Annotated in this window: 20 protein-coding genes; 9 read left to right on the top strand and 11 right to left on the bottom strand. The window is 64.0% G+C overall.

Annotated elements, in window-relative coordinates; genetic code table 11:
• Positions 1 to 43: 43 nt before the first annotated feature.
• Genes NMB38_RS02610 through NMB38_RS02575 form a run of 8 tightly spaced genes read right to left on the bottom strand, consistent with a single transcriptional unit; the run spans position 44 to position 8000 of the window.
• A complete protein-coding gene (locus NMB38_RS02610) occupies positions 44 to 1051 on the bottom strand; it encodes a septal ring lytic transglycosylase RlpA family protein (protein WP_027915258.1) in 1008 nt (335 codons plus the stop codon).
• A complete protein-coding gene (mltB, locus tag NMB38_RS02605; RefSeq protein ID WP_027915259.1) occupies positions 1051 to 2061 on the bottom strand; it encodes a lytic murein transglycosylase B in 1011 nt (336 codons plus the stop codon). Before mltB ends, NMB38_RS02610 begins: the two co-directional genes overlap by 1 nt.
• A gap of 17 nt (positions 2062 to 2078) precedes the next feature.
• Positions 2079 to 3182 (bottom strand): rod shape-determining protein RodA, encoded by a 1104-nt coding sequence (rodA, locus tag NMB38_RS02600; protein ID WP_042139378.1) that lies wholly within the window; start codon positions 3180 to 3182, stop codon positions 2079 to 2081.
• A 38-nt stretch (positions 3183 to 3220) separates the two neighbouring features.
• Positions 3221 to 5110 (bottom strand): penicillin-binding protein 2, encoded by a 1890-nt coding sequence (gene mrdA, locus NMB38_RS02595; RefSeq protein WP_027915261.1) that lies wholly within the window; start codon positions 5108 to 5110, stop codon positions 3221 to 3223.
• Positions 5111 to 5126: 16 nt separating this feature from the next.
• Positions 5127 to 5594 carry a 23S rRNA (pseudouridine(1915)-N(3))-methyltransferase RlmH gene (rlmH, locus tag NMB38_RS02590; RefSeq protein WP_027915262.1) on the bottom strand — a complete coding sequence of 156 codons (468 nt, stop codon included), beginning with the start codon at positions 5592 to 5594 and terminating at the stop codon, positions 5127 to 5129.
• A gap of 10 nt (positions 5595 to 5604) precedes the next feature.
• Positions 5605 to 6024, bottom strand: coding sequence for a ribosome silencing factor (gene rsfS / locus NMB38_RS02585; RefSeq protein ID WP_027915263.1), 420 nt, complete (start codon positions 6022 to 6024; stop codon positions 5605 to 5607).
• A 43-nt stretch (positions 6025 to 6067) separates the two neighbouring features.
• Positions 6068 to 6727 carry a nicotinate-nucleotide adenylyltransferase gene (gene nadD / locus NMB38_RS02580; protein ID WP_027915264.1) on the bottom strand — a complete coding sequence of 220 codons (660 nt, stop codon included), beginning with the start codon at positions 6725 to 6727 and terminating at the stop codon, positions 6068 to 6070.
• A 1-nt stretch (position 6728) separates the two neighbouring features.
• Positions 6729 to 8000: a glutamate-5-semialdehyde dehydrogenase gene (locus NMB38_RS02575; protein ID WP_027915265.1), complete on the bottom strand. Its 1272-nt coding sequence runs from the start codon at positions 7998 to 8000 to the stop codon at positions 6729 to 6731.
• 246 nt (positions 8001 to 8246) lie between these two features.
• Between NMB38_RS02575 and NMB38_RS02570 the strand changes: the two genes are divergently transcribed.
• A complete protein-coding gene (locus tag NMB38_RS02570) occupies positions 8247 to 8915 on the top strand; it encodes a DNA-3-methyladenine glycosylase (RefSeq protein ID WP_027915266.1) in 669 nt (222 codons plus the stop codon).
• Between the two features lie 3 nt (positions 8916 to 8918).
• The gene (locus NMB38_RS02565) at positions 8919 to 10235 is read left to right on the top strand and encodes a bifunctional DedA family/phosphatase PAP2 family protein (protein WP_027915267.1); all 1317 of its coding nucleotides are present in this window, start codon (positions 8919 to 8921) and stop codon (positions 10233 to 10235) included.
• 13 nt (positions 10236 to 10248) lie between these two features.
• Here NMB38_RS02565 and NMB38_RS02560 read toward each other — a convergent pair whose 3' ends face one another.
• From NMB38_RS02560 to NMB38_RS02550, 3 genes are read right to left on the bottom strand one after another with little or no spacing between them, the layout of a single operon-like run.
• Complete coding sequence (locus NMB38_RS02560; protein WP_027915268.1) at positions 10249 to 10839, bottom strand: LON peptidase substrate-binding domain-containing protein; 591 nt, start codon at positions 10837 to 10839, stop codon at positions 10249 to 10251.
• 9 nt (positions 10840 to 10848) lie between these two features.
• Positions 10849 to 11565 (bottom strand): LrgB family protein, encoded by a 717-nt coding sequence (locus NMB38_RS02555; protein WP_027915269.1) that lies wholly within the window; start codon positions 11563 to 11565, stop codon positions 10849 to 10851.
• The gene (locus tag NMB38_RS02550; RefSeq protein ID WP_023534554.1) at positions 11562 to 11924 is read right to left on the bottom strand and encodes a CidA/LrgA family protein; all 363 of its coding nucleotides are present in this window, start codon (positions 11922 to 11924) and stop codon (positions 11562 to 11564) included. The genes NMB38_RS02555 and NMB38_RS02550 overlap by 4 nt, the downstream gene beginning before the upstream one ends.
• A 130-nt stretch (positions 11925 to 12054) precedes the next feature.
• Between NMB38_RS02550 and NMB38_RS02545 the strand changes: the two genes are divergently transcribed.
• The 7 genes from NMB38_RS02545 (at position 12055) to purD (ending at position 19489) form a co-directional block, all read left to right on the top strand.
• Positions 12055 to 12510, top strand: a complete 456-nt coding sequence (locus NMB38_RS02545; RefSeq protein ID WP_027915270.1) for a MaoC family dehydratase — start codon at positions 12055 to 12057, stop codon at positions 12508 to 12510.
• Between the two features lie 112 nt (positions 12511 to 12622).
• Complete coding sequence (prmA, locus tag NMB38_RS02540) at positions 12623 to 13501, top strand: 50S ribosomal protein L11 methyltransferase (RefSeq protein ID WP_027915271.1); 879 nt, start codon at positions 12623 to 12625, stop codon at positions 13499 to 13501.
• 42 nt (positions 13502 to 13543) lie between these two features.
• Entirely contained in the window at positions 13544 to 14872 is a 1329-nt protein-coding gene (locus NMB38_RS02535) for a DUF3426 domain-containing protein (protein ID WP_027915272.1), read from the top strand.
• Positions 14873 to 15080: 208 nt separating this feature from the next.
• Positions 15081 to 16094 (top strand): tRNA dihydrouridine synthase DusB, encoded by a 1014-nt coding sequence (dusB, locus tag NMB38_RS02530; RefSeq protein WP_027915273.1) that lies wholly within the window; start codon positions 15081 to 15083, stop codon positions 16092 to 16094.
• Positions 16091 to 16411, top strand: a complete 321-nt coding sequence (gene fis, locus NMB38_RS02525; protein ID WP_023534526.1) for a DNA-binding transcriptional regulator Fis — start codon at positions 16091 to 16093, stop codon at positions 16409 to 16411. Before dusB ends, fis begins: the two co-directional genes overlap by 4 nt.
• 81 nt (positions 16412 to 16492) lie before the next feature.
• Positions 16493 to 18100: a bifunctional phosphoribosylaminoimidazolecarboxamide formyltransferase/IMP cyclohydrolase gene (gene purH, locus NMB38_RS02520; protein ID WP_027915274.1), complete on the top strand. Its 1608-nt coding sequence runs from the start codon at positions 16493 to 16495 to the stop codon at positions 18098 to 18100.
• 99 nt (positions 18101 to 18199) lie between these two features.
• Complete coding sequence (purD, locus tag NMB38_RS02515) at positions 18200 to 19489, top strand: phosphoribosylamine--glycine ligase (protein ID WP_125922144.1); 1290 nt, start codon at positions 18200 to 18202, stop codon at positions 19487 to 19489.
• The last annotated feature ends 22 nt before the right edge of the window (positions 19490 to 19511 follow it).

Raw genomic sequence — 19511 nt, 5'->3', positions numbered from 1 at the left:
CATAGCGTGCGCGAGGGGTCAGTCACCCTGTCGGGACGCCTGGTCAGTCAGCTGTGACCAACTTGGCCTGCCCCAGGTTCGCCAGGCGGATGCTGTTCTGCGCCTGCTGGACTTCACCCTCGCTGTTGATCGGCCCCAGGCGTACGCGATGCAGCGTCTGCTGGTTGCGTACGATCGAGCTGATGAACACCGGTGCGCTGACCATGCTGCTGAGCTTGGCGCGCAGCAGCTCGGCCGCATCGGGGTTGGCGAATGCGCCGACCTGCAGGAAGCTGCCGCCAGTGCCGGCAGGCACGTTGTTGCCACCGACCTGCACCGGCACCACCGGCGCCGCATGCTGCTGCGGCGGTGGCGTCCACTGCTCTACCCGACCGGAGCTGGCCGGGATCGCCTGGGTCTGGGCCACCTGGGGCTCCTTGAGCACCATGGGCGGCGTCTGGCCGCGTTGAGCCCACCATTGCTGGGGGTCGATGCCTTCGACGCGCACATGGGCAGTACCGATCTCGGCGTAGCCCAGCTTCTTCGCCGCCGCATACGACAGGTCGATGATGCGATCGGAATAGAACGGGCCGCGATCGTTCACCCGCAGGATGACGCTGCGACCGTTGGCCAGGTTGGTCACCTTTACATAGGCGGGCAATGGCAGCGTCTTGTGCGCGGCACTCATGCCGTACAGGTCGTACAGCTCGCCGTTGGCGGTGTTCTGACCATGGAACTTGGTGCCATACCACGACGCCGTGCCCTCGGCGCGGTAGTTGCGCGCATCCTGCATCGGGTAGTAGGTCTTGCCCAGGACGGTGTAGGGGTTGGCCTTGTAGTTGCCGGTGTGCAGGGTGGGCGTGGCATCGGGGATCTTGTTGACGTCCACATCCCACCACGGCGCACCGTCCTTGTGGGCACGGTTGATGTCCAGGCCGGGCTGGCTGCGCACCACGCTCGCGCCGCTGGAACTCTTGGGCGCCGGGCGGCTGGAGGAGCAACTGACCAACGCCAGGCCGATGGCGGCGCAGGTGACCAGCTTGAAGGAAGTGGTAGAGAAAATTGCGCGCATTAGTTGACGCCCCGTGCTTGGACCAGCTGTTGCGCAAGCTGATGCACCGCCATGGCATACATCACGCTGCGGTTGTAGCGAGTGATCGCGTAGAAATTCTTCAAGCCCACCCAGTACTCGGGGCCGTTCTCACCCTCCAGGCGGAAGGCCGTGACGGGCAGATCATCGCGCAGCGAATCATGAACCGACCAGCCAAGGGCACGCAACTCCCCGACCGTGCTGGCCGGCTCGATACCGGTGGTCAGGCCTTGATCGGCGCGCTCGCCCTGCACGGTGGCGCGGCTGACCACGCTCTGCCCGGCCATCCAGCCATGGCGCTTGAAGTAGTTCGCCACGCTGCCGATGGCATCATCGGGGTTGGTCCAGATGTTGATGTGCCCATCACCGTCGAAGTCCACGGCGTAGTTGCGAAAGCTGCTGGGCATGAACTGCGGCAGCCCCATGGCCCCGGCATAGGAGCCCTTGAGGGTCAGGGGATCGAGTTGTTCTTCACGGGCCAGCAGCAGGAACTCACGCAGTTCCTTGCGGAAGAATTCGGCGCGTGGGGGATAATCGAAGCCCAGGGTGGACAACGCATCAAGCACTCGGAAGTTGCCCGTGTTGCGCCCGAAGAAGGTTTCAACGCCAATGATCGACACGATGTATTGTGCCGGCACCCCATATTCCTGCTCGGCCCGCGCCAGCACGGCTTCGTGCTGGCGCCAGAAGTCCACGCCCCGCGCAATGCGCGCGTCAGTGAGGAACATCGGGCGGTATTCCTTCCAGGGTTTGACCCGTTCGGCTGGCCGCGAAATCGCATCGAGGATCGACTGCTTGCGCTGCACTTCACGGAACACGCCCATCAGTTGTTCTGGGGCAAAACCATGGTCGCGGCTCATCTGGCCAACGAATTCGGCCACCTGGGGCGAGTTGTCGTAGTCGCCGGCCTCGGCCAGCTGTACAGCGCCAAACAGGCTCACCGCACCAAACCACGGCGCACAACGGGTAGCCCAGTTACGCACTGCTTGCATGTAATTGTTCACCTTATTCAAACCTGCGCGATCCACTTTCGATGCGTGTGGATCGACATCAGAACGCCAAACGCTGACAGCAGCGTCACCAATGAAGTTCCGCCATAGCTAATGAAGGGCAAGGGCACGCCGACGACGGGCAGAAGGCCACTTACCATCCCGATATTGACGAATACGTATACGAAGAACGTCATGGTCAAGCTGCCAGCGAGCAGCTTGCCGAACAATGTCTGTGCCTGCGCCGTGATCATCAGGCCACGCCCGATCAGCAGCAGGTACACGATCAGCAACAGGCAAATGCCCACCAGGCCGAACTCCTCGCCCAGCACGGCGATGATGAAGTCGGTGTGGCTTTCAGGCAGAAAGTCCAGGTGCGACTGCGTGCCCAGCAGCCACCCCTTGCCAAATACGCCGCCAGACCCAATCGCCGCCTTGGACTGGATAATGTTCCAGCCCGTGCCCAGCGGGTCGCTCTCCGGGTCGAGGAAGGTCAGCACCCGCTGCTTCTGGTAGTCGTGCATCACGAAAAACCACATGGCCACCGCCACCGGCACCGTTGCCGCCAACACGCTGAGAATCCAGCGCCAGCGCAGGCCGCCCATGAACAGGACGAAGGCACCGGAGGCCAGAATCAGCAACGCCGTCCCCAGGTCCGGCTGGCGCACGATCAGAATGAAAGGCACGCCAATCAGTACCAGGCTGATGGCCACATGCTTGAGGTGCGGCGGCAGGGTGCGCTTGGACAAGTACCAGGCGATGGTCGCCGGCATGATGATCTTCATGAACTCGGAGGGCTGGAAGCGAATCACCCCGGGTATGTTGATCCAGCGCGTTGCACCCATGGCGTTGTGGCCCATGACGTCCACCACCACCAGCAGCAATACCCCGGTCAGGTACGCCAGTGGCACCCAGCGCGCCATGAACCGTGGCTCGAGCTGGGCGATGACGAACATCGATACCAGGCCGATGCCAAACGAGGTGGCCTGCTTGAGCAACAGGTCCCAGTTCTTGCCGCTGGCCGAATACAGCACGAACAGGCTGCCCGCGGCCAGGGTCAGGAGGATGATCAGCAGGGGACCATCGACGTGGATGCGCTGCAGGAAGCTGGCGCGCCGACGCATCACATCCTCGCTGGAGAGCATGCGATCGAAATTGTTCATCACAGCGGCGACTCCTGAGTAGCGGTAACCGGCGCAAGCTCAGGCTTGAGCCGGCCGTTTTCGTCCAGCAGCCAGGCATCCATGATCTGGCGCACCACAGGCGCGGCCACCCCAGAGCCCGACTCGCCGTTCTCGACCATGACCGACACCACGATCTTGGGGTCTTCTGCCGGTGCGAAGGCCACGAACAAGGCGTGGTCGCGGTGACGTTCCTGAAGTTTGTTGCGGTCGTACTTCTCGCCCTGCTTGATGGCCACCACCTGTGCGGTACCACTTTTGCCGGCGATGCGGTACTGGGCACCGATGGCAGCCTTGCGGGCGGTACCGCGCGCGCCGTGCATCACCTGCTCCATGCCGTGGGTCACACGCGCCCAATCGGCCTTGTCGCGCAGCACGATGTCCGGCATCGGGTTTTCATCCACCGGCGGTTCCCCTTCGATGGTCTTGGCCAGGTGCGGCCGGTTCCATACACCCTTGTTGGCAATCAGCGCCGTCGCCTGGGCCAGTTGCAGAGGCGTGGCCTGCATATAGCCCTGGCCGATACCCAGGATCAGGGTTTCGCCCGGGAACCAGGCCTGCCGGCGCGTAGCCCGCTTCCATTCCCGCGACGGCATCAACCCTGCGGACTCTTCGAACATGTCCAGCGACACCCGCTGACCGATGCCGAACTTGTTCATGTAGCTGGACAACCGGTCGATGCCCATCTTGTGGGCCAGGTCGTAGAAGTAGGTGTCGTTGGAGCGCATGATGGCGGTGTCCAGGTCCACCCAGCCGTCACCCGAGCGGTTCCAGTTACGGTATTTGTGATCGTAGTTGGGCAGCTGGTAGTACCCAGGGTCGAACACACGGCTGCTCGGGGTCACCGCGCCGCTGTCCAGGCCGGCGATGGCCACGGCTGGCTTGATCGTCGAACCGGGCGGATAAAGGCCGCGCAAGATGCGGTTGAACAGCGGCCTGTCGATCGAATCACGCAGTTCGGCATAGGCCTTGAAGCTGATGCCGGTGACGAACAGGTTGGGGTCGAAGCTGGGCTGGCTCACCATGGCGAGCACTTCGCCGGTACGTGGGTCGAGCGCCACCACCGCACCACGGCGCCCGGCCAGGGCGGCTTCGGCCGCTTCCTGCAACCTGATGTCCAGGCTCAGCACGATGTCCTTGCCAGGCTTGGGGTCGGTACGCTTGAGCACCCTGAGCACACGGCCGCGGGCGTTGGTCTCGACTTCTTCGTAGCCGACCTGGCCGTGTAGTGTGGCCTCGTAGAACCGCTCGATACCAGTCTTGCCGATGTGGTGCGTGCCGCTGTAGTTCACAGGGTCCAGGGTTTTGAGCTCTTTCTCGTTGATACGCCCGACGTAGCCCACCGAATGCGCGAAATGCGCCCCTTGTGGATAGTGACGCACCAGTTGGGCGACCACCTCCACCCCTGGCAAGCGGAACTGGTTCACCGCCACACGGGCGATCTGTTCCTCGTTGAGTTCGAACAGGATGGGTACCGGCTCGAACGGCCTGCGTCCCTGGCGCATGCGCTTTTCGAACAGTGCGCGGTCGTCTGGAGTGAGTTCCAGTATCTCGACGATGCTGTCCAGCACTTGCTGCCAGTCTCCCGCACGCTCACGGGTCATGGACAGGCTGAAGCTGGGCCGGTTGTCGGCGATCACTACCCCGTTGCGGTCGAAGATCAGCCCGCGTGTCGGCGGAATCGGCTGCACGTGCACCCGGTTGTTCTCAGACAGCGTGGAGTGGTAGTCGTACTGGATGATCTGCAGGTAATACAGCCGCGCAATCAGCACGCAGATGAGCAGCATGACCGCCACGGCGCCGACCACGACGCGGTTGCGCACCAGACGGGCGTCTTTTTCGTGGTCCTTGAGGCGGATCGGCTGCGACATCGGGCTGCTTACAGGCTCATTTGTGGTAGGGATGCCCGGACAACACCGTCCAGGCCCGATAGACCTGCTCGCCGATGAGTATCCTGACCAGCGGGTGCGGCAAGGTCAGCGGCGACAGGGACCAGCGCTGATCGGCGCGGGCGCACACTTGCGGCGCAAGCCCTTCGGGCCCACCCACCATCAGATTCACCGTGCGCGCATCCAGGCGCCAGCGGTCCAGTTCACCTGCCAGCTGTTCGGTGCTCCACGGCTTGCCATGGACCTCCAGGGTTACGACGCGCTCCCCGGGTTGCACCTTGCTGAGCATGGCTTCGCCCTCCTGGCGAATCAGGCGGGCGACGTCGGCATTCTTGCCGCGGGTGTTCAGCGGTATTTCCACCAGCTCGAGCGATAGTTCGGCCGGCAGGCGCTTGACATACTCATGCCAGCCCTCCTCGACCCACTTCGGCATGCGCGAGCCAACCGCGATCAGGCGCAGACGCACGGCGCTTTCCTTATTCGCGATCTTTGAGCTTGTCGGAGTACTCGTGGACATGGTCCGGGCTGTGGTGCTTGCCATCGGCGGCGCGGCTCTGCTCGGCGCCCTGCCACAGGCGTTCGAGGTCGTAGAACTGGCGTGCAGCCGCAGTCATCATGTGCACGATGACATCGTTGAGGTCCAGCAGCACCCAGTCGCTGTCGCCCTTGCCTTCCTCACCCAGAGGCTGGGCGCCCTTGGCCTTGACTGCCTCGCGGACCTTCTCGGCCATGGCGTTGATCTGACGGTTGGAGGTACCGGTGGCGATGATCATGTAATCGGTCAGGCTGTGCTTGTCACGCACGTCGATGACCTGGATATCCTGGGCCTTGACGTCTTCCAGCGCTGCCGTGGTCACTGCGACCAGTTCGTCGCCGTAAATTTTCTGCTTGGTCATATAAAACTCGTTCAACTCGTAGGATGAGGTGCCAGGGGCACCGTCAGTTGGGCGCACGATACAGTTCGTGCGCCTCGATGTAGGCCAGTACGGCGTCCGGCACCAGGAACCTCACCGACCTGCCGCTGGCCAGCAGCTGTCGGATCTGTGTAGCTGACACCGCAAGCGGTGTCTGCCAGACGAACGAAATGTTTCCCGCCGGGCCGGACATGGCGGTGGGATCGCTCTGCGAACGGGCAGCCAGCAGGTTGCGCAGTTCGTCGGGGGGGTCTACATCCGCATCCGGGCGTTGCAGCACCAGGATGTGGCAGTGTTGCAGCAGTTCTTCCCAGCGGTGCCAGCCGGGCAGTCCGCAGAAGGCGTCCCAGCCCAGCACCAGAAACAACTGGTCGTCAGCGGCAAGCTCGGCACGGATCGACTCCAGCGTATCGATGGTGTACGACGGCTTGTCCCGTGCCAGTTCACGCGCGTCCACGCTCAGGCCTGCAACGCCCGCGACGGCGCCCTGCACCATGGCCAGGCGATCGTGCGCGGCCACTTGCGGCGTGTCTCGGTGCGGCGGGCGAGCATTGGGCAACAGGCGCAGCTCGTCCAGGGCCATGAACTCGGCGACTTCGAGCGCACTGCGCAGGTGGCCGATGTGGACCGGGTCGAAGGTGCCGCCAAGAATGCCGACGCGGCGAACTGCCTGGGCCTGACTCAACTCAGCAGGACTCCTGGCCGCGCAGTTGACCGTCGCCGATCACCACGTATTTCTCGCACGTCAGGCCTTCGAGGCCGACCGGGCCACGGGCGTGAAGCTTGTCGGTGGAAATGCCGATCTCGGCACCCAGGCCATATTCGAACCCGTCGGCGAAGCACGTCGGGGTGTTGAGCATGACGGAGGCCGAGTCCACTTCAGCCATGAACTGGCGCGCCTCCCCCTGATGCTCGGTGATGATCGAGTCGGTGTGATGCGAACCATAATGGTTGATGTGCTCGATGGCCTGATCCAGGCTGTCCACCACACGGATGGACAGTACGGCATCGAGGTACTCGGTGTGCCAGTCGTCCTCGCTGGCCGCGTGCGCGTCGATCAGCGCACAGGTACGCTCGCAACCGCGCAGCTCAACGCCTTTCTCCTGGAAACGGCGCGCCATTTCGGGCAGGAAGCGCTCGGCGACCAGCTGGTCCACCAGCAGCGTTTCCATCGCCCCGCAGATACCGTAGCGGTAGGTCTTGGCGTTGAACGCCACGCGCCAGGCCTTGTCCAGGTCGGCATGCTGGCTGACATGGACATGGCAGATACCGTCGAGGTGCTTGATGACCGGTACCCGTGCGTCGCGGCTGATGCGCTCGATCAGGCCCCGGCCACCGCGCGGTACGATGACATCGACGAACTCGGGCATGCTGATCAGCGCGCCCACCGCCTCGCGGTCGGTGGTTTCCACCACCTGAACCACGGCGGCGGGCAAGCCCGCCGCCGCCAGGCCGCGCTGGATACAGGCGGCAATCGCGCGGTTGGAGTGGATGGCTTCGGAGCCGCCGCGCAGAATCGTGGCATTGCCTGACTTCAGGCACAGGCTGGCTGCGTCGATGGTGACGTTCGGGCGTGATTCGTAAATGATGCCGATGACGCCCAGCGGCGTGCGCATCTTGCCGACCTGGATACCCGATGGGCGGTAGCTCATGTCGCGAATGGCGCCGACCGGGTCCGGCAGGCTGGCGACCTGCCGCAGGCCGGTGATCATGCCGTCGATGCGCGCCGGGGTCAGGGCCAGGCGGTCGAGCAACGCGGCTTCCAGCCCAGAGGCACGGCCATGGGCCAAGTCCTGCTCGTTGGCTGCGATCAGCGCGTCACGGCCTGCATCCAGCGCGTCGGCGGCAGCGTGCAGGGCACGGTTCTTCTGCGCGGTGCTGGCACGGCCGATTACCCGGGAGGCTTCACGGGCTGCGCGACCCAGGCGGGTCATGTAGTCAAGAACGGACTCAGTCATGGGCTCGGTGTCTTGGCGGTGGGGAAACGGCTGATTATAACTGTCGCGCAGGTGTACGCCCAGCGGTGGGTGGCGGATGGTAGAAAAAGCTGTGGCAAATCTGTAGGAAAGATGTAACCGGTCTTATCCATAAGGAAGCAGAACTCTGTGGAAATCTCTGCCCTGCGCCGTCACATGTTCGAAGGTTTCAGATTCGGTTAAGGTAGCGCCTGTTACCCTCATGCCTTTAGCCTGCGAAGCCCTTGCATGCCAGCACTGCCAGACAGCTTTTTCGACCGCGACGCCCAAACCTTGGCCAAAGCCCTGCTGGGCAAGGTCATTCGCCACCGCCAGGGCAACTTGTGGCTTGCCGCCCGCATCATCGAGACCGAGGCCTATTACCTCACCGACAAGGGTAGCCATGCGTCGCTGGGCTACACCGAGAAGCGCAAGGCGCTGTTTCTCGATGGCGGGCACATCTATATGTACTACGCCCGCGGCGGCGACTCCCTGAACTTCAGCGCCCAGGGCCCCGGCAATGCGGTGCTCATCAAGTCCGCCTACCCGTGGCAGGACGCCCTCTCAGGGCCCGACAGCCTGGCGCAGATGCACCTGAACAACCCCGACGCCAGCGGCAACCTGCGCTCCGCCGAGCGCCTGTGCGCGGGGCAGACGCTGTTGTGCCGGGCGCTGGGCCTCAAGGTGCCACATTGGGATGCGCAGCGCTTCGACCCGCAGCGGCTGTATGTGGACGACTGCGCCAACCCGGTGCCGCGGGTGATCCAGGCAGCCCGTCTGGGCATTCCCCACGGGCGTGACGAGCACCTGCCGTACCGCTTCGTCGACGCCGCATACGCCCGGTTCTGCACACGCAACCCATTGCGGCGCGGCCAGGTCGAAGGCCGTGACTTCTCCATCATCGAACAAGAGAGCTGAACCATGGAACAATGGCTCGACGGCCTGACCGGTTGGCTGGGTGCCAACCCACAGTGGCTTGGCGTCGCAATCTTCCTGGTCGCGTGCATCGAATGCCTGGCCATCGCCGGCATCATCGTTCCAGGCACGGTGCTGCTGTTTGCGGTAGCCGTGCTGGCAGGTAGCGGTGTGCTGGGCCTTGGCGAAACCTTGCTGCTGGGCTTTTTGGGCGGGTTACTGGGTGACGCGCTGTCCTACATGATCGGCAAGCATTTCCACCAGAACATTCGCCGCCTGCCGGTGTTGCGGCACCACCCGGAATGGATCGGCAGCGCCGAAACCTACTTCAAGCGCTATGGCATCGCCAGCCTGCTCGTAGGCCGTTTCATCGGCCCGTTGCGGCCCATGCTGCCAATGGTCGCCGGCATGTTCGACATGCCGCTACTGCGGTTCATCGCCGTGAGCCTGGTGGCAGCCGCAGGGTGGTCGATCGCCTACCTGCTGCCCGGTTGGGCCACCGGTGCGGCCATGCGCCTGCCCCTGCCCGAAGGCTTCTGGCCCCAGGCCGGGATCATTTTCGGCACGCTGGCGGTGATCATCGGCCTTAGCCTGAGCACCAGCATCCGCGACCGTCGCCACGGCACACGGCTGATTGGTGCCCTGTGCCTGCTGGCCTTGGCCGGGGTATTTCTTGGCTGGCCCTACCTGCACGCCTTCGACGACGGGGTGATGACGCTGGTCCAGGAGCATCGCAGCCAGGCCATCGACGGCGCCGTGGTGGTGGTGACGCGGCTCGGGGATTTTCGCACCCAGTTCTTCCTCGGCGGGCTGCTGACAGGCTTGCTGCTGGTGGTACGCCAGTGGCGGCACGCTTTCTTCGCAGCTGGGGCGCTGATGGGCACCGCCATCGCCAATGGCACGCTCAAGTGGCTGTTCGCCCGGGCCCGGCCGGAAGTGCTGACCGACCCGCTGACCAGCTACAGTATGCCCAGCGGCCACAGTTCGGCGTCGTTTGCGTTCTTTCTGGTGCTAGCGGTGCTCGCCGGCCGCGGCCAGCCACCGCGCATGCGCCTGACCTGGATCATGCTAGGTTGCATTCCGGCATTGGCCATTGCCCTGTCGCGAGTGTACCTGGGTGCACACTGGCCCACCGACATCCTGGCCGGCGCCCTGCTGGCCTGCTGCGTCTGCGCGATCAGCCTGACGTTGTCCCAGTACCGTCAGACCCTGCCGGCCCTGCCCCTGAAGGTCTGGTGGCTGGTGTTGCCGGCCTGCATCGCCTTGCTGGCCTTCTTTGCCACCCACGCTCTGCCCCACGCCCTGCTCAGGTACCAGTACTGACGCCAGGCGCTATTCAGGCAAACAGCTCACCCTGGATGCGCTCGAGCAACCTGTGGATCTCGCCCAGGCGCTGCTCGGGCGAGTCCTGGGCCAGCAAGTCCAGCTTGTCTTGCTCGGCGAAGGGCAGCAGGTAGGCCAGTTGGTTGGCCAGCGCCTGACGCCCGTCCACAGGCCGGGGCATGTCGAGCGCCTCGACCATCGGGTGCTCGCCCAAGGCCAGCAGCAGGGCCAGCAAGTCGTCGTCCGCTTCCTGCAAGGGGCTGTCGTCAAGCTCAGGCAGCCACTGCACCTGCCCCATCAGCAGTTGATCCTTTTGCACCTCGGTGGCCTGCAGATCGAAACGCCGCACCCCTTCGACGCGAATACCCAACAGGCCATTGTCCTGCTGGACGAAATCGCGGATCACCGCTTCGCAGCCAATGGACGCCACCACGGGCGGCGCCTTGCCGACCTGCTCGCCCTCCACGATGCAGACCACGCCAAAGCCTTCGCCTTGTTTCATGCAACGCCCGATCATGTCCAGGTAGCGGGCTTCGAAAATCTGCAGGTCGAGAAAACACCCTGGGAACAGCACGGTGTCGAGGGGAAACAGCGGTAGCATCATCATCACTCCTCAAGCCACCAGGCTGACGGCCAGCGGCAGGAACACTGCCGTTGCCACGCCCATCAGGCTCATCGCCAGCGCGGCGAAGGCGCCGCATTCGTCACTTTCCTGCAAGGCCACCGAGGTGCCGACCGCGTGGGCCGTGATGCCCAGGGACATGCCCCGCGCTTCGGGGCTGAGCACACCGCAGCGGCTCAACAAGGCAGGCCCGAAAATGGCCCCGATCACCCCGGTAATCAGCACGAAGACCGCAGCCAGCGCCGCCACGCCACCGATCTGCTCGGCTACCAGCATCGCGATGGGCGAGGTGACGGACTTGGGCGCCATGGTCATCAGGATCATGTGCTCGGCGCCAAACCACCATCCCAGCAACAGGCAGCACACCGTGGCGAACAGGCCTCCGAGTACCAGCGTAGTCAAGGTCGGCCAGAACAACTGGCGAATGCGCCGCAGGTTCAGGAACAGCGGCACCGCCAAGGCCACGGTGGCAGGGCCCAGCAGGATGTTCATGATTTCGGTGCTCTTGCGGTATTCGGCGTAGTCGATGCCGCACAGCAGCAGCACGCCGATCACCAGGGCCATCGACACCAGCACCGGCTGCAGGAAGATCCAGCGGGTCTTCTCATACCCGGCCAGCACCAGCTGGTAGGCCCCCAGGGTCACGCCAATGCCGAACAATGGGTGGTGGACCACTGCATCCAATGCGCCTTGCCAATCGAGCATCATGGCTGGTCCTCGCGCCGGGCCTGACGATGAATGAGTTTCTGCATCAGCACGCCCACCACCACCAGCGTCAGCAGGCAGGAAATCAACAGCGCACCGACGATGGCCCAGAAGTCGGCGGCGATGTCACGGGCATACACCATCACCCCCACGGCCGGAGGCACCAGCAACAGCGGCAAGTAGCGCAGCAGGCTGCCGGCAGCTTCGTTGAGGGGCGCACCCACCTCGCCGCGCACCATCAGAAAACCCAGCAATAGCAACAGGCCGATGATCGGCCCCGGCAGGACGGGAACCAACAGATGATTGACTGCCGTCCCCAACAGCTGGAACAGCACCAGCCAGGTCAAACCCCGCAACAGCATAACGTTCTCCTTCAGGCGTGCGGCTCATTATAAGCATGGGCAGGCTGCCCGCGCCGAGCGCAACTTGACCGGCCTGGCCAAGCATGCTGATCTTGCACGCGCGTGCCATTTCATACCCAGGAGGATTACCATGCCGCTAGTGCCGGCCACCGCGCTTACCCAATACGTCGGCAAGTCCCTCGGCCACTCGGCCTGGCTGACCATCGACCAGCAGCGTATCGATCGTTTCGCCGAGGCGACTGGCGATCATCAGTTCATCCACGTTGACCCGCAGCGAGCTGCGCAAACCGCGTTCGGCGGCACCATCGCCCATGGCTTCCTGACCCTGTCCCTGATTCCTGCGCTGATCGAGGACATCCTGGTCTTGCCGCAGGGGCTGAAGATGGTCGTCAACTACGGCCTGGACAGCGTGCGCTTCATTCAGCCGGTGAAGGTCGACAGCCAGGTGCGCCTGCATGTCGAGCTGGCCGATGTGCAGCAAAAGCGCCCCGGCCAATGGTTGCTCAAGGCCATCGCCACGCTGGAGATAAAAGACGAGGACAAGCCCGCCTACCGGGCTGAATCCCTGTCCCTGTGCTTTGTCTAGGCACCGGCACCTGACAGGCGCAGGCGTCTCTACAAACCCTACGCACTCGCGTAAACTGCCAGGCTCCGCGCAGCCTTGGGCTGCCCTTCTGGATCTATCAAAGGTACACGCCATGCCCTGGCTGCAAGTACGTCTGGCCATCAGCCCGGAACAAGCCGAAACCTACGAAGACGCGCTGCTGGAAGTCGGCGCGGTGTCGGTCACCTTCATGGACGCCGAAGATCAACCCATCTTCGAGCCAGACCTCAATACCACGCCGCTGTGGTCGCACACCCACCTGCTGGCCCTGTTCGAGGCTGACACCAACCCTGAACAGGTGTTCGCGCACCTGCGCCTGCTGACGGGCGTCGAGCTGCCCCAGCACCAGGCCGAAGTGATCGAAGACCAGGACTGGGAACGCAGCTGGATGGACAATTTCCAGCCGATGCGTTTCGGCCGCCGGCTGTGGATCGTGCCGAGCTGGCACGATGCTCCGGAAAAGGACGCCGTGAACCTGTTGCTCGATCCTGGGCTGGCGTTCGGCACGGGCACGCACCCCACCACGGCGCTGTGCCTTGAGTGGCTCGACGGTCAGCAGTTGCAGGGCACCCAGGTACTGGACTTTGGCTGTGGCTCGGGCATTCTGGCGATCGCTGCACTGTTGCTGGGCGCGCGCGAAGCGGTAGGCACGGACATCGACGTGCAGGCGATCGAAGCCTCTCGCGACAATGCCCAACGCAACGGCATTGCCGACGAGCTGTTCGCGCTGTATCTGCCCGAGCACATGCCTGCCATGCAGGCCGACGTGCTGGTGGCCAACATCCTGGCCGGGCCACTGGTGTCGCTGGCACCGCAGCTCAGCGGCCTGGTCCGCCCGGGCGGTCTGCTGGCGTTGTCGGGCATTCTCGCTGAACAAGGCGAAGAAGTGGCCGCCGCCTACGCTGCCGATTTCGACCTGGACCCTATCGTCGTTCGCGATGGCTGGGTGCGAATCAGTGGTCGCCGCCGCTAGTCGAACCTAGAATAGCCCTCAGCACAGCCTCCGGATTGCCGCATGACCGACAGTTTCGTCACCCAGTGCCCGCATTGCCAGACCAGCTTTCGTGTCACCCACCACCAGTTGAGCGTGGCCCGTGGCGTGGTGCGTTGCGGCCAGTGCCTGCAAGTGTTCAATGCCGCCAAGCAGCTACTGGAGCAGAACCGCAGCGCCCCCCTCCCGCCGAGCCCGCTGCCGGCCACCGAGGCAGCGCCGGCGCCTGCCGCGCCCACCCCCGCGCACGTGCACCCCATCGCGCCGGACGACGAGGCCTGGGCCCAGACCGCCCAGGCCTTGGACGAGCTCGACCTGGACAAGGAACTGGAGCGCCTGGAGCGCCGCCACGCGCCCGTACAGGTGCGTGAGGCCGATCAGGCGTCCATGCTGCAGGCACGGCGTCACGAGGAGGACGCGGACGAACACCTGGACGAAGTGTTCGGCACTGCAGCAGGCGAGCCGTTTGAACCGGAACAGGCTGCTGCTGCCCCCGTACTCGAGCCTGCTCCCCAGGCAGATTCGCGGCGCGAGGCGCGTACCGAGCCGACCTTCACCGCCGGCCTGGACGCAGACGCAGAAGATGAGCCGCCGCTGGGCAGCATCGTGACGGATGAGGATGAGCCAAAACTGGGAGCGTCACTGCGACCCGAAGACGATGACGAGGTGTCGATTGCCGGCCTCACCGCGCACGACGACGAACCCTTGGCAACCAGCCTGCGCGCCGACGATGAACACGACGAAGCGCCGTTGCCCATGGGGCGCATGGAGCCTGAGGTCACTGACAAGGCCGAACGCCCAAGGCGCAAGGAACCCTTGGTGGATGTGGTGGACGACCCGCTGCAACTGGGCTGGGAGAAGCCGGCCCCGGCCTGGGGCAAGCGCCTGCTGTGGGGTGGGTTGACGCTGATCGCTGCTGCCATGCTCGCCTTGCAGTACGTCTGGTTCCATTTCGACGAGCTGTCCCGACAGGACCAGTACCGCCCGCTGTTCGAGCAGGTGTGTCCGGCCGTGGGCTGCCAGGTCCCCTCTCGTGTCGATGTGAACCGGATCAAGAGCAGCAACCTGGTGGTGCGCAGCCATCCGGACTTCAAAGGTGCGCTGATCGTGGACGCCATCATCTATAACCGTGCCCCCTTCGCCCAACCCTTTCCACTGCTCGAACTGCGCTTCTCGGACCTCAATGGCCAGCTGATCGCCAGTCGCCGTTTCAAGCCGGCCGAATACCTGTCCGGGGAGCTGGCCGGACGCGGCGAAATGCCCAGCCAGACGCCAATCCACATCGCGCTGGATATTCTTGACCCAGGTCAGCGAGCGGTGAACTACAGCCTGAGCTTCCGCTCGCCGGAATAAACCCTGACGGCCAACCCGGTACGCTGCCGCTGCGCCGGCCATGATGCCGCTTGTCCGGGGTCTGACGACCCGGAGCCCAGGGTGCAGGGGCGGCAACCCTCAGTTGTTCAGATTTTATCCAAATCCATCTTTATCCGGTCATCCAGAGCGGGTATCATGCCAACCCTTTTTCGAACCTCAAGATTCGGCCCCACAACAGGGAACACCTATGTCGGCGGTACGCATCGGCCCTTATACACTGCGCAATAACCTGATCCTCGCACCCATGGCTGGGGTCACGGACCAGCCGTTCCGAACACTTTGCCAGCGCATGGGCGCAGGCATGGTGGTGTCGGAAATGGTCTCCAGCGACCTGTCCCTGTGGAACAGCCGCAAGTCGAGCCTGCGCCGCATCCACGAAGGCGATCCCGAGCCGCGCTCGGTCCAGATCGCCGGGGGCGACGCACAGATGATGGCGGCGGCTGCACAGGCCAATGTCGCCGCGGGCGCCCAGATCATCGATATCAACATGGGCTGCCCGGCAAAAAAAGTCTGCAACAAGGCGGCAGGCTCTGCTTTATTGAGAGATGAAGCCTTGGTCAGCGACATTCTGCGGGCCGTCGTGGGCGCCGTGGATGTTCCGGTGACGCTGAAGATCCGCACCGGCTGGGACCGGGCCAACAAGAATGGCCTGAACGTGGCGAAAATAGCCGAACAGGCTGGCATCCAGGCGCTTGCGGTGCATGGCCGCACACGCGCCGACCTGTACACCGGTGAAGCCGAATACGACACCATCGCCGCTATCAAGCAAGCGGTGTCCATTCCGGTCTTCGCCAACGGCGACATTACCTCGCCGCAAAAGGCCAAGGCAGTGCTCGACGCCACGGGCGTCGATGGCCTGCTGATCGGCCGGGCCGCTCAAGGCCGGCCCTGGATCTTTCGCGAGATCGAGCATTACCTGCGCACTGGCGAGCAGTTGCCAGCGCCGCAGCTGGACGAGGTGGAACGCATCCTGCTGGAGCACCTGGCCGCCCTGCACGCCTTCTACGGCGATGTCATGGGTGTGCGGATCGCCCGCAAGCACGTGGGCTGGTACCTGGCGACACGACCCGGCGGCAAGGAGTTTCGCTCCCGGTTCAACGCTTTGGAAGACACACAAGCGCAGTGCGCCAACGTTCGCGCGTTTTTCAGTGAACGTCGACAGAGCCTTGAGACAGAGGACGGACAAGGGGTGGCCGCATGACGATGATGACCGAAACATTTGTGAGTGGAACAACGCCCGTGAGCGACAACGCCAACCTGAAACAGCACCTGAACACGCCGAGCGAAGAGGGCCAGACCCTTCGCGACAGCGTCGAGAAGGCGCTGCACAACTACTTCGCCCACCTCGAAGGCGCGACCGTCACGGACGTGTACAACCTGGTGCTCTCCGAAGTCGAGGCGCCGCTGCTTGAAAGCGTGATGAGCTATGTGAAGGGCAACCAGACCAAAGCCAGCGAGATGCTCGGCTTGAACCGAGGCACGCTGCGCAAGAAGCTCAAGCAATACGACTTGCTGTAAGCCAGAATCCCGATCGAAAAAGGCGCCTGTCTCAACACAGACGCCTTTTTTGCTGACTCCACCGCGTTATTGGAACCCGAAATGACCGACCAGACTACCCGCCTGCCAGTCCGCCGCGCCCTGATCAGCGTCTCCGACAAGACCGGTATCCTCGAATTTGCCCGTGAGCTGCAACAGCTCGGCGTCGAGATACTGTCCACCGGCGGCACCTACAAGCTGCTCAAGGACAACGGTGTCAACGCGGTGGAAGTGGCCGACTACACCGGCTTCGCCGAAATGATGGATGGCCGGGTCAAGACCCTGCACCCGATGATCCATGGCGGCATCCTCGGTCGCCGCGGCACCGACGACGCGATCATGAACGAGCACGGGATCAAGCCCATCGACCTGGTGGCGGTCAACCTGTACCCCTTCGAAGCCACGATCTCCAAGCCTGGCTGCGACCTGCCGACCGCCATCGAGAACATCGACATCGGCGGCCCGACCATGGTCCGCTCGGCTGCCAAGAACCACAAGGACGTGGCCATCGTGGTCAACGCCGGTGACTACGCCAGCGTCGTCGAGGGCCTGAAGGCCGGCGGCCTGACCTACGCCCAGCGCTTCGACCTGATGCTCAAGGCCTTCGAGCACACCGCAGCCTATGACGGCATGATCGCCAACTACATGGGCACCGTGGACCAGGCCAAGGAAACCCTGAGCACCGAAGCACGCGGCGACTTCCCGCGCACCTTCAACACCCAGTTCGTCAAGGCCCAGGAAATGCGCTACGGCGAGAACCCGCACCAGCGTGCGGCGTTCTACGTGGAAGCCAAGAAAGGCGAAGCCAGCATTTCCACTGCCGTGCAGCTGCAAGGCAAGGAGCTGTCCTTCAACAACGTGGCCGACACCGACGCGGCGCTCGAGTGCGTCAAGAGCTTCGTAAAGCCGGCCTGCGTCATCGTCAAGCATGCCAACCCGTGTGGCGTGGCCGTGGTGCCTGAAGACGAAGGCGGTATCCGCAAAGCCTACGACCTGGCCTACGCCACCGACACCGAATCGGCCTTCGGCGGCATCATTGCCTTCAACCGCGAGTTGGACGGCGAAACCGCCAAGGCCATCGTCGAGCGCCAGTTCGTCGAGGTGATCATCGCACCGAAGATCTCCCAGGCTGCCCGCGATGTGGTTGCAGCCAAGCAGAACGTGCGCCTGCTCGAATGTGGCGAGTGGCCAGCTGAGCGGGCTGCCGGCTGGGACTTCAAGCGAGTCAACGGCGGGCTGCTGGTCCAGAGCCGTGACATCGGCATGATCACGGCCGATGACCTGAAGATCGTCACCCAGCGTGCACCGACCGAGCAAGAGATCCACGACCTGGTGTTCGCCTGGAAAGTGGCCAAGTTCGTCAAATCCAACGCCATCGTCTATGCCAAGCAGCGCCAGACCATCGGCGTGGGCGCGGGCCAGATGAGCCGGGTCAACTCCGCCCGTATCGCCGCCATCAAGGCCGAGCATGCCGGCTTGCAGGTGCAGGGTGCCGTCATGGCTTCGGACGCCTTCTTCCCGTTCCGTGACGGCATCGACAATGCGGCCAAGGTCGGCATCAGCGCGGTCATCCAGCCAGGTGGCTCGATGCGTGACGCCGAGGTGATCGCTGCCGCTGATGAAGCCGGTATCGCCATGGTGTTCACCGGCATGCGCCACTTCCGCCACTGATTCACGGCAATCGGCCGCACCCAGGCAGGCAACTGCCGCGGTGCGACCTGGCACAGCGAGAGGCAGGGCCTCTCGCTCGACAGATCTAGAGGTTTTGACATGAAAGTTTTGATCATCGGCAGCGGCGGCCGTGAGCACGCCCTGGCCTGGAAAGTCGCCCAGGACCCACGCGTCGAAAAAGTCTTCGTGGCCCCGGGCAACGCTGGCACCGCCATCGAGGCCAAGTGCGAGAACGTCGCGATCGACGTCTGCGCCCTGGAGCAACTGGCTGATTTTGCCGAGAAGAACGTCGACCTGACCATCGTCGGCCCGGAAGCGCCCCTGGTCATCGGTGTGGTCGACCTGTTCCGCAGCCGTGGCCTGGACTGCTTCGGCCCGACCCAGGGCGCTGCCCAGCTGGAAGGGTCCAAGGCGTTCACCAAGGATTTCCTGGCCCGCCACAAGATCCCGACGGCCGACTACCAGAACTTCACCGAAATCGAACCGGCCCTGGCGTACCTGCAGGAAAAAGGCGCGCCGATCGTCATCAAGGCCGATGGCCTGGCCGCTGGCAAGGGCGTGATCGTCGCCATGACCTTGGCAGAAGCCGAAGCCGCCGTGCGTGACATGCTCGCGGGCAATGCCTTTGGGGAAGCGGGTTCACGCGTGGTCATCGAGGAATTTCTCGATGGCGAGGAAGCCAGCTTCATCGTCATGGTCGACGGCCACAACGTGCTGCCCATGGCCACCAGCCAGGACCACAAGCGCGTCGGCAACCAGGACAGCGGCCCGAACACGGGCGGCATGGGTGCCTACTCCCCTGCCCCGGTAGTCACTGACGACGTGCACCAGCGGGTCATGGACCAGGTGATCTGGCCGACCGTGCGCGGCATGGCCGAGGAAGGCAATGTCTACACCGGGTTCCTGTATGCTGGCCTGATGATCGACAAGGCGGGCAACCCCAAGGTCATCGAATTCAACTGCCGCTTCGGCGACCCGGAAACCCAGCCGATCATGCTGCGCCTGGAATCGAGCCTGGTGCTGCTCATCGAAGCGGCCTTCGCCAAGGCCCTGGACAAGGTCGAAGCGCAGTGGGACCCACGCCCGAGCCTGGGCGTGGTGCTGGCCGCAGGCGGCTACCCGGGTGACTACGCCAAGGGCGCAGCCATTTCGGGCCTGGAGGCGGCTGCGAAGCTCGAAGGCAAGGTGTTCCATGCAGGCACTGCCTTGAAGGACGGTGACGTGGTGACCGCTGGGGGTCGCGTGCTGTGCGCCACCGCCATGGGTGAAACCGTCGAGTCCGCCCAGCAGCAAGCCTATCGCCTGGCCGAGCAGATCACCTGGGACGGCAGCTTCTACCGTACCGATATCGGCTACCGGGCCATTGCCCGGGAACGTGGCGAGCAATAACCGCTTCACCGCTGTAATGTCG

This window comes from Pseudomonas sp. FBCC-B35 (assembly GCF_059133755.1).
Note: the sequence above shows the minus strand (reverse complement) of the source record. Positions and strands in the feature narration are given on the sequence as shown.